Source organism: Roseicyclus sp., from assembly GCF_052168335.1.
In the GTDB taxonomy this organism is placed as follows: Bacteria; Pseudomonadota; Alphaproteobacteria; order Rhodobacterales; family Rhodobacteraceae; genus Roseibacterium.
Genome location: NZ_JBQLZP010000429.1, coordinates 1 through 8,326, shown reverse-complemented (window position 1 = coordinate 8,326; position 8,326 = coordinate 1). Strand labels below are relative to the sequence as shown.

Sequence of the window (8,326 nt, the reverse complement as noted above, 5' to 3'; positions counted from 1 at the left end):
CGCGCGGAGTATTCCGCCGCGCTGTCGGCTGCGCGGATCAGCTCGCCCTCGGCCCGCGACCAAGTCTGCGCCCAGGCGAACCATCCCGCGACGGCCACGAGGACGAGGGGCAGCGCGAAGGCCGCGGCAACCCGGATTCGGTCGTCGGTCATGGCCGGAGGTCCATCGAGTTCCGACGCTGGAGCGCGCGGCATCCGCTCGGCGCGCGTGCCGACCGTGCCAGAGCCGGAACACCCGCGCGCTCGAGGATATGTCGGCGCCGAGTCTCCATCGCCGGAAACCGTCGCACAGGTCGGCCCGGCGACACAAGCAGATCGGACCGGCACTTGGGGCTTGCGGCGCGGAACATCCCCCGGCTTGCTGCGATGGCCGGTCCACCGAAGGGAGAACGCGATGATCGCAGCGCACGCCATGTCCGAAGGCCGCATGACCCAACCCGGCGCCGGGGAGCACCTCGGCCGGGCGCTCTGGATCGACCTCTTCGAGCCCTCGGAGGAGGAGGAGCGGCAGGTCGAGGCGCTCCTGTCGATCGACCTGCCCACGCGCGAGGAGATGGAGGAGATCGAGCTCTCCTCGCGCCTCTACTCGGACGGGGGCGCGGCCTTCATGACGGCGATCATCCCCGCGCAGGTCCACGGCGACGCGCCCGAGATGCTGCCCGTGACCTTCGTGCTGGCGGAGGGGCGGCTCGTGTCCATCCGCTACCACGATCCTTCCGCCTTCCGCATCGTGACGGGGCGGCTGGAGAAGGGACCCTTCCCGCATCTCTGCGCCGAGGACGTGCTGGTGATGCTGCTCGAGGCCGTGGTCGACCGCGAGGCCGATGTGCTGGAGCGTGCGGGGCGCGAGATCGACGCCATCTCGCGGCGCATCTTCCGGCGGCACGGCGCGAAACCGACCCAGCCCGGCGAGTTCCAGACGACGCTGGAGGAGATCGGGCGAAAGGGCGACCTCGTCTCGAACATCCGCGACAGTCTCGCGTCGCTGGACCGCTTGTCGGTCTACCTCTCGCAGGTCGTCGCGCTGCGCGGTGCGGGCAAGGGCGTGCGCGAGCAGGTCAAGACGTTGTCCCGCGACATCCGCTCCATTTCGGACCACGCGGATTCGCTGTCGCAGAAGATCACCTTCCTGCTCGACGCGACGCTCGGCATGATCAACATCGAGCAGAACGCGATCATCAAGATCTTCTCGGTGGCGGCGGTCGTCTTCCTGCCGCCGACGCTCATCGCCTCGATCTACGGCATGAACTTCGAGCACATGCCGGAACTCGGCTGGCCCCTCGGCTATCCCGCCGCGCTGGGGCTGATGATCGTGTCGGCGGTGCTGCCCTACCTCTACTTCCAGCGGCGCGGATGGCTCTGACGCGGGGTCGGTGAAACCCTACTTCTGCAACGCCCGCGGCCGGGGTAACACTTGCGCGCGGGGCGTCGTGGACGGTGACACGTGGGAACCATCGGAAGGATCACGCGGCGGGGCCTGCTGCTGGGCGGCGGGGTCGTGGCGGGCTATGCCGCGGGGCGCGGCCTCGCGCCCGGGTTGCCGGGGCTCGAGGGTGTCGCGCAGACCGCGCCGGGGCAGGGCCTCGTCCTCGACGACGCGAGCGAGCTGTCCGCGACGCCGATCCATTCCCATGTCCGCCCCGCCGCCCACGGCGACGCGCTGGTCGAGGCGTTCCGCGCCGAGCTTGCCGCCGCGCGGGCCGAGGGGCGCCCCGTCTGCGTGGGTGCGGCGCGGCATTCGATGGGCGGGCAGGCGATCCCGAGGGAGGGGCACGCGATCACCGTCGATGACGGCTGGATCGAACCCGACACCGCGGCGGGGGTCTACCGCGTCAACGGCGGCGCGCGCTGGTCGCAGGTGATCGCGGCGCTCGACCCCATCGGCTTCAGCCCCGCCGTGATGCAGTCGAATCACGATTTCGGCGTCGCCGCGACCTTCAGCGTGGGCGCGCATGGCTGGCCGGTCCCCTACGGCCCGATGGGCGCCACCGTCCGGGCGCTGCGCATGGTGCTGGCCGACGGGTCGCTCGTGACCGCCTCGCGCACCGAGAACGCCGATCTCTTCGCGCTCGCCATGGGGGGATACGGCCTGATCGGCCTCATCGTCGATCTCGAGGTCGAGATGGTGCCGAACCAGCGCCTCGCCCCCGACTTCGCCGTGATGCCGGCGGGAGAATTCGTGCCCGCCTTCCTCGAGGCGGTCGCCGATCCCGCGAAACCGATGGTCTATGGGCGGCTCAACGTCGATCGTGCGCATCTCTTCGAGGAGGCGCTTCTCGTCAGCTATTCGCCGACACAAGACCAGTCCGCCCTGCCGCCCGCGACGGGGTCGGGGTCGCTCTCGCACCTCGCCTCGCGCGTCTACCGCGCGCAGGTGGGCCGCGAGGGCATGAAGCGCTGGCGCTGGTGGGTGGAGGCGGGCCTCGCCCCCCGCATCGCGGGCGAGAGCACACGCAACTCGCTGATGAACGAGCCGGTGGTCACGCTGGACGACCGCGATCCGGGGCGCGTCGACATCCTGCACGAGTATTTCGTCCCGTCCGAGGCCTTCGACGGTTTCCTCGAGGCCTGCCGCGCCGTGATCCCCGACGCCTTCGCCGAGTTCCTGAACGTGACGCTCCGCTACGTCGACGCCGACCCGGTCAGCGTGCTCGCGCATTCGCCGACGCCACGCATCGCCGCCGTCATGTCCTTCACGCAGGAGAAGACCGCGCGCGCCGAGGCCGATCACCGCCGCATGACCGAGGCCCTGATCGACCGCATTCTCGCCATCGGGGGAAGCTACTACCTGCCCTACCGGCCGCACGCGCGGCCCGACCAGTTCGCCCGCGCCTATCCCCGCGCAGCGGAATTCGCCGAGGCCAAGCGCGCGCTCGATCCGGGGCGCGTGCTGCGCAACAACCTGTGGGACAGCTACCTGGAGGCGCTGTGAGCTTAGAACGCAAGATCTGTTTCGCCTATGCCGCGATCCTGCTGGCGGTGGCCTCGATCAACTACATCCCCGGCCTGACCGACGACACCGGCCTCGCCTTCGGGGTCTTCGCGCTCGACGTCTTCGACGACGCGCTGCACCTCGCCTCGGCGCTCTGGGCGCTGGTGGCGGCGCTAGTCTCGGTGCGGGCGGCGCGGATCTTCCTGCTCCTGTTCGGCGCGGCCTATCTCGGCGACGGCGGCTTCGGCATCCTGGCCGGCTGGGGCTTCCTCGACTTCGGGATCTTCACCAACGAGTCTCTGGGGTTCAGCCTCTCGCCGCTCCGCATCGCGGCGAACCTGCCGCATCTCCTGCTCGGCGGCGTCGCGCTGGCGGCCGGGATCGTCTCGGCCCGCCGGGCATGAGGTGGCTCGGCCGTCTCCTGCGGCGTCTCATCCTCGCCGTCGTGCTGCTTGGCGTCGGCCTCGCGGCGCCCGTCGCCTACGTCGAGACCATGTGCCGGGGCGATGCCGTGCCTGCGCCCGCCGCGCCGCTCTCGGGCGAGACGCGGCCCGAGGTGCGGACGCTGCTTACCTATCCCGAGTGGCACATCGTCCATGCCTACGACGACTACGCCGAGGTGATCCGGCAAGGCGACCCGCACGACTTCGGCTATCTCGCGGCGATCGGCGGCTACTGGAGCACGCTCTGCACGCTGACGGGGGAAAGCGCGGCCCTGGGCGAGATCGACACCGCGACGCGCCAACTCGTCCACGTGATCGGGGTGTCCTTCACCTTCGAGATGCTGATGAAGGCCGCCTACGAGGAGAGTGTGGGACGGGCGGCGACGCTGCTGCGCGGGGCGGAGAGGGCGCCGCTCGACGATCTCTCGGCCGAGCAGGCGGCCGCCTACGCCGTCTTCCTGCAACAGGTGCCGTGGTACCGCTACGATTTCCGCGCCGATGCCGCGGCGCTCGACGCCGCCTCCACCGGCAGTCTCCGCGACCGGGAGCGGGCGCTTGCCCTCGGGCTCGAGCATCGCGCGCGCGCCGCCTATGCCGGGGCGATCGCCGGGGCCGTCGCCGCGACGGGGGCGGACGACCTGACGCTCCAGATGGTGGTGCGGGGCCTCTCGCCCGAGCGTCTCGGGGCGGTCGAGGGCGTCACGGTCCTGCGCGAGATCGACGAGGGGATCGAGGTCGAGACGCCGCGCTACCGGGCGCTGACGCACATCCTTGAGGATTGGGCGGCGGAGGGGGCCGACTTCGTCGACATCGCGGGAAACGACACGATCATGTTCAGCGCCCTGTCGAACGCCGCCAAGGCGCAGGGCGCGCTCGCCGACCTTCCCCGCCAGGGCCACCCCGAGACGCGGCACCTCTTCCTTGTTCCGGTGGCCGATCTGGGCGACGCTCTGCGCGGTCTTCCGGCGCGGGGGCTCGGGCTGGAGCATGTCCATGACTACTGAGGCGGGGCTGCGCAGGACGATCCGGGGGCTTCTCCTCGCCCTTCCGGTCGCGCTGGTGGCGTGGATCGCGGTGCTGGCGCTCGTCCTGCGCGCGGGCGGCGAGGCGCCTGCGGCTTTCGTGCCGTTCCCGTCCGAGACGCTGCTCGCGGCGCTGCCTGCCGACGTGACGGTGACGGCGGGCTCTGCGGTTTCCGTCACGCTCCGGGGCGATGCGCCGGACCTCGTGGCGCGGCTCTACGCGGCGGGGGCATGGCTGGTCCTGCCCGCGGGGCTCGAGGCCTGCGTGCCGTCCTTCCTCGAGCGTCAGCTCTGAAGGCTGAAGGCCGACTGCACCGCCTCGCGCGTCGTGTCGGCCTTCTTCGCGGAGAACACCGTCGCCCCCCGGCTGAGGACGTAGAACCGGTCTGCGAGGGTGTAGGCGAAGTCGAAATACTGCTCCACCAGCACGATCGCCATCTCGCCCTCGGCGCGGAGCTGTTCGATCACCCGGCCGATGAGCTGGATGATGTTGGGCTGGATGCCCTCCGTCGGCTCGTCCATGAGGAGGAGCTTCGGCCGCGTCACCAGCGCGCGGCCGATGGCGAGTTGCTGCTGCTGTCCGCCCGAGAGGTCGCCGCCGCGCCGGTTCTGCATCTCCTTCAGGACGGGGAACATCTCGTAGATGCGGTCGGGCACGGCGCGCTCGGCCTTGGGCAGGCAGGCGAGCCCGGTCTCCAGGTTCTCGCGCACGGTCAGGAGCGGGAAGATCATGCGGCCCTGGGGCACGTAGCCCACGCCCATCTGCGCGAGCCTGTGGGCGGGCAGCTTCGGCAGCGCCATGCCCTCGAAGATCACCTCGCCGCCCGAGCGTTGATGCGTGCCCGAGATCGCCTTCATCAGCGAGGTCTTGCCCACGCCGTTCGTGCCCATGACGCAGGTGACTTCGCCCTTCTGCGCGGTCAGGGACACGCCGTTCAGGATCTGGCTTCCGCCGTAGTGGAGCGTCAGGTTGCGGGTTTCCAGCATCTCAGCGCCCCAGGTAGACTTCGATGACGCGCTCGTCCGCCATGACGTGATCGAGCGAGCCTTCGGCCAGGACCGACCCCTCGTGCAGCACGGTCACCCGGCAGTCGAGGCGGCGGACGAATTCCATGTCGTGCTCGACCACCACGACCGCATGGCTTGTCGCGAGCCGCTTGAGAAGCGCGGTCGTATGCTCCCGCTCCTCGGTGGTCATGCCGGCGGCGGGCTCGTCGACCAGCAGCAGCTTCGGGTCCTGCGCCAGCAGCATCCCGATCTCCAGCCATTGCTTCTGTCCATGGCTAAGTATTCCGGCGGGCCTCCCGAGATGCTCGGACAGGCCGATCTCGGCCGCGATCTCGGCGATCCGCTCGCGGTCGGCCGCCGTCACCCGGTCGAACAGCGCCGAGAGCGGTCCGCGCGGCTTCTTCAGCGCGACGCGGAGGTTGTCCCAAACGCTCTGCTCCTCGAAGACGGTAGGCCGCTGGAACTTGCGGCCGATGCCCGCCTGCGCGATCTGAGCCTCCGACATGGACAGGAGCGAATGACCGAGCTCGCCCCAGCGCACGCTGCCCGTGTCGGGCCGCGTCTTGCCGGTGACGATGTCCATGAAGGTCGTCTTGCCCGCCCCGTTCGGCCCGATGACCGCTCGCATCTCGGGCAGGCCGATGACGAAGCTGAGGTTGTTGATGGCGCGGAAGCCGTCGAACGTGACGGAGATGCCCTGCACTTCGAGAAGCGTGTTCATGGCCGCTCCTTCCGCACGATGGTGTCGACGAGACCGCCCAGCCCCTTGGGCGCGAAGAGCGTGACGAGGACGAAGCCGAGGCCGAGCAGCACCGGCCACCAGTCCACCCACTCGATCTCGTAGAAGCCGAGGTCGATGTCGGGCGCGCGCCCCCCGGTGAAGTAGGTGGACAGGAGCGACACGACCGCCGCCCCGATCACGGCCCCGTAGAGCCGCCCGCGCCCGCCGATGGCGACCCAGACCGCGAGGTAGATCGAGGCGATGGGCGCGATCTCGTCGGGGTTGATGATGCCCGCCTGCGGATAGTAGAGCGCGCCCGCGATCCCGCAGAGGATACCCGTCAGCGTGAAGACGAAGAGCTTGTAGGCCTCGACCCGGTAGCCGAGGAAGCGCACGCGCTGCTCGTCGTCGCGGATGCCGCGCACGATGTTGCCGAACTTGCCCGAGACCAGCCATGCCGCACCGACATAGGCGAGGGCGAGCGCGACAGCGGAGGCCCAGAAGAACCAGATCGAGATGCGATCCTGCCCGACCGTTTCCAGCCCGGGGATGTTCTGGAGGCCCGAGAGGCCATTGTTTCCCCGAAGCCCGGTGTCGTTCTGGAAGAGATACAGCGACAGCGCCAGCGTCATGGCCTGCGTCAGGATCGAGAGGTAGACGCCCGTGACCCGGCTTCGGAAGGCGAGCCAGCCGAAGACGAGCGCGAGGAGCCCCGGCACCAGCACCACCAGCAGAAGGCTCAGGAACAGGCTGTCCGAGGCCGCCCACATCCAGGGCCAGTCCTCCGCCCCAACGACCGAGAAGATCTGGAGCGCGGTCGCCGTGCTGATCTCGGCGTCCGTGGGAGGGATCGCGCTGCCCTCGAGGCTGGCGCGGACCACGGTCTCGGTGCGGGCGGTCATCAGCCACATGCCGATCACGTAGCCGCCGAGCCCGAAGAAGGCGAAATGCCCGAGCGAGAGGATGCCGCAATAGCCCCAGACGAGGTCCATGGCGAGCGCGGCGAGGCACAGGCACAGCGTCATGCCCAGCACCTTGGTGAAGCTGACCGATATGGCGCCGGTGCCGTAGGCCTCCGACATCACGGTCACGCCGAGCACGAGCAGCGTCAGCACCGCGATGAAGATCGGGACCGAGCGGTTGCGCGTGAAGATCGAGCCTTCCATCTCAATCCCCCGCCGCGCGGCCCCGGAGGGCGATGATGCCCCTCGGGCGGAACTGGATGAACAGGATCACGAAGAGGATCATGTAGGTCTGCGCGGCCAGCGTGTTCGTCGGGTTCAGCCACTCGATGAACTTCTGGAGGCCGCCGATCATGCCCGCCCCGATGAGCGTGCCGAAGATGTTGCCGACGCCGCCGACCACCACGGTCATGAAGCTCTGCACGATGTAGTTCGAGCCGAGGTCGGGCACGACCTGCGCGAAGAGGCCGATGGCCACCCCCGCGATCCCCGCGATGCCCGAACCGAGGCCGAAGGTCAGCATGTTGATTCGGTCCGGGTTGATCCCCATGGAGGCCGCCATGCGCGGGTTCTGCGTGACCGCCCGCACCTCGAGGCCCAGCCGCGTGCGGTTCAGGATCAGCCACAACAGCACGAAGAAGACCACGCCGAGAAGGAAGATCGCGATGCGGATCGAGCTGATGGAGACAACGTCGTTCAGCGAGACCGACCCCGCCAGCCATTCGGGCGGCGTGAGCGGCCGGGCCTGCGTTCCGAAGATCTGCCGCACGATCTGCTGGAGCGCGATGGAGATGCCGAAGGTCGCGAGCAGCGTCTCGAGCGGCCGGTGATAGAGCCAGCGGATCACCAGCCGCTCCATCGCGACGCCGCCACCGAAGGTCACGGCGAAGGCCAGCGGAATCGCGATGGCGATGCTGAGCGTGTAGTCGGGCACGATCGTCTGCACGACATAGCCGGTGTAGGCGCCGATCATGATGAACTCGCCATGCGCCATGTTGATGACGCCCATGACGCCGAAGGTGATGGCGAGGCCGATGGCCGCCAGGAAGTAGATCGAGGCGAGCGACAGCCCGTCGAGCGAAAGGTCGAGGAAGCGGTAGAGACCCACGCGCGTCTCGATCCCGTCGAGCGTGTCGCGCGCGGCCTGCGTGACGGCCTGCGAGGGCTCGCGGTAGACCTCGTAGAAGACATGCGTTGCGAGCGAATCGTCGATCTCGGCTTCGGTCGGCGCGGGCTGCG

General features: G+C 69.4%; 9 protein-coding genes. 5 read left to right on the top strand and 4 right to left on the bottom strand.

The features are described from left to right. Positions 1–393 precede the first annotated feature (393 nt). The 5 genes from ACTS11_RS13175 to ACTS11_RS13155 all read left to right on the top strand — a co-directional run bounded on the left by ACTS11_RS13175 (position 394) and on the right by ACTS11_RS13155 (position 4,691). On the top strand, positions 394–1,362 hold the full coding sequence (locus ACTS11_RS13175; protein WP_442640766.1) for a magnesium transporter CorA family protein: 969 nt from the start codon (positions 394–396) through the stop codon (positions 1,360–1,362). 81 nt (positions 1,363–1,443) lie between these two features. Next, on the top strand, positions 1,444–2,931 hold the full coding sequence (locus ACTS11_RS13170; protein WP_442640765.1) for an FAD-binding oxidoreductase: 1,488 nt from the start codon (positions 1,444–1,446) through the stop codon (positions 2,929–2,931). After that, positions 2,928–3,335: a hypothetical protein gene (locus ACTS11_RS13165; RefSeq protein WP_442640764.1), complete on the top strand. Its 408-nt coding sequence runs from the start codon at positions 2,928–2,930 to the stop codon at positions 3,333–3,335. Before ACTS11_RS13170 ends, ACTS11_RS13165 begins: the two co-directional genes overlap by 4 nt. Then, a complete protein-coding gene (locus tag ACTS11_RS13160) occupies positions 3,332–4,378 on the top strand; it encodes a hypothetical protein (protein WP_442640763.1) in 1,047 nt (348 codons plus the stop codon). The genes ACTS11_RS13165 and ACTS11_RS13160 overlap by 4 nt, the downstream gene beginning before the upstream one ends. Then, a complete protein-coding gene (locus ACTS11_RS13155) occupies positions 4,368–4,691 on the top strand; it encodes a hypothetical protein (RefSeq protein ID WP_442640762.1) in 324 nt (107 codons plus the stop codon). Before ACTS11_RS13160 ends, ACTS11_RS13155 begins: the two co-directional genes overlap by 11 nt. Here ACTS11_RS13155 and urtE read toward each other — a convergent pair. The 4 genes from urtE to urtB form a co-directional block, all read right to left on the bottom strand. Next, positions 4,682–5,383: an urea ABC transporter ATP-binding subunit UrtE gene (gene urtE, locus ACTS11_RS13150; protein WP_442640761.1), complete on the bottom strand. Its 702-nt coding sequence runs from the start codon at positions 5,381–5,383 to the stop codon at positions 4,682–4,684. The two genes, ACTS11_RS13155 and urtE, sit on opposite strands and share 10 nt — an antisense overlap. A 1-nt stretch (position 5,384) precedes the next feature. Further along, positions 5,385–6,125 (bottom strand): urea ABC transporter ATP-binding protein UrtD, encoded by a 741-nt coding sequence (urtD, locus tag ACTS11_RS13145; protein WP_442640760.1) that lies wholly within the window; start codon positions 6,123–6,125, stop codon positions 5,385–5,387. Beyond that, a complete protein-coding gene (urtC, locus tag ACTS11_RS13140; protein WP_442640759.1) occupies positions 6,122–7,291 on the bottom strand; it encodes an urea ABC transporter permease subunit UrtC in 1,170 nt (389 codons plus the stop codon). The genes urtD and urtC overlap by 4 nt, the downstream gene beginning before the upstream one ends. 1 nt (position 7,292) lies before the next feature. Continuing rightward, positions 7,293–8,326: urea ABC transporter permease subunit UrtB (gene urtB, locus ACTS11_RS13135; protein ID WP_442640758.1), on the bottom strand; the 1,034-nt coding region annotated here is incomplete at its 5' end.

Excerpts from the sequence above, each read along its gene's own strand:
- urtC (WP_442640759.1), bottom strand. The coding sequence starts at position 7,291 with ATGGAAGGCTCGATCTTCACGCGCAACCGCTCGGTCCCGATCTTCATC.
- ACTS11_RS13160 (WP_442640763.1), top strand. The coding sequence starts at position 3,332 with ATGAGGTGGCTCGGCCGTCTCCTGCGGCGTCTCATCCTCGCCGTCGTG.
- ACTS11_RS13175 (WP_442640766.1), top strand. The coding sequence starts at position 394 with ATGATCGCAGCGCACGCCATGTCCGAAGGCCGCATGACCCAACCCGGC.
- urtD (WP_442640760.1), bottom strand. The coding sequence starts at position 6,125 with ATGAACACGCTTCTCGAAGTGCAGGGCATCTCCGTCACGTTCGACGGC.
- ACTS11_RS13155 (WP_442640762.1), top strand. The coding sequence starts at position 4,368 with ATGACTACTGAGGCGGGGCTGCGCAGGACGATCCGGGGGCTTCTCCTC.
- urtE (WP_442640761.1), bottom strand. The coding sequence starts at position 5,383 with ATGCTGGAAACCCGCAACCTGACGCTCCACTACGGCGGAAGCCAGATC.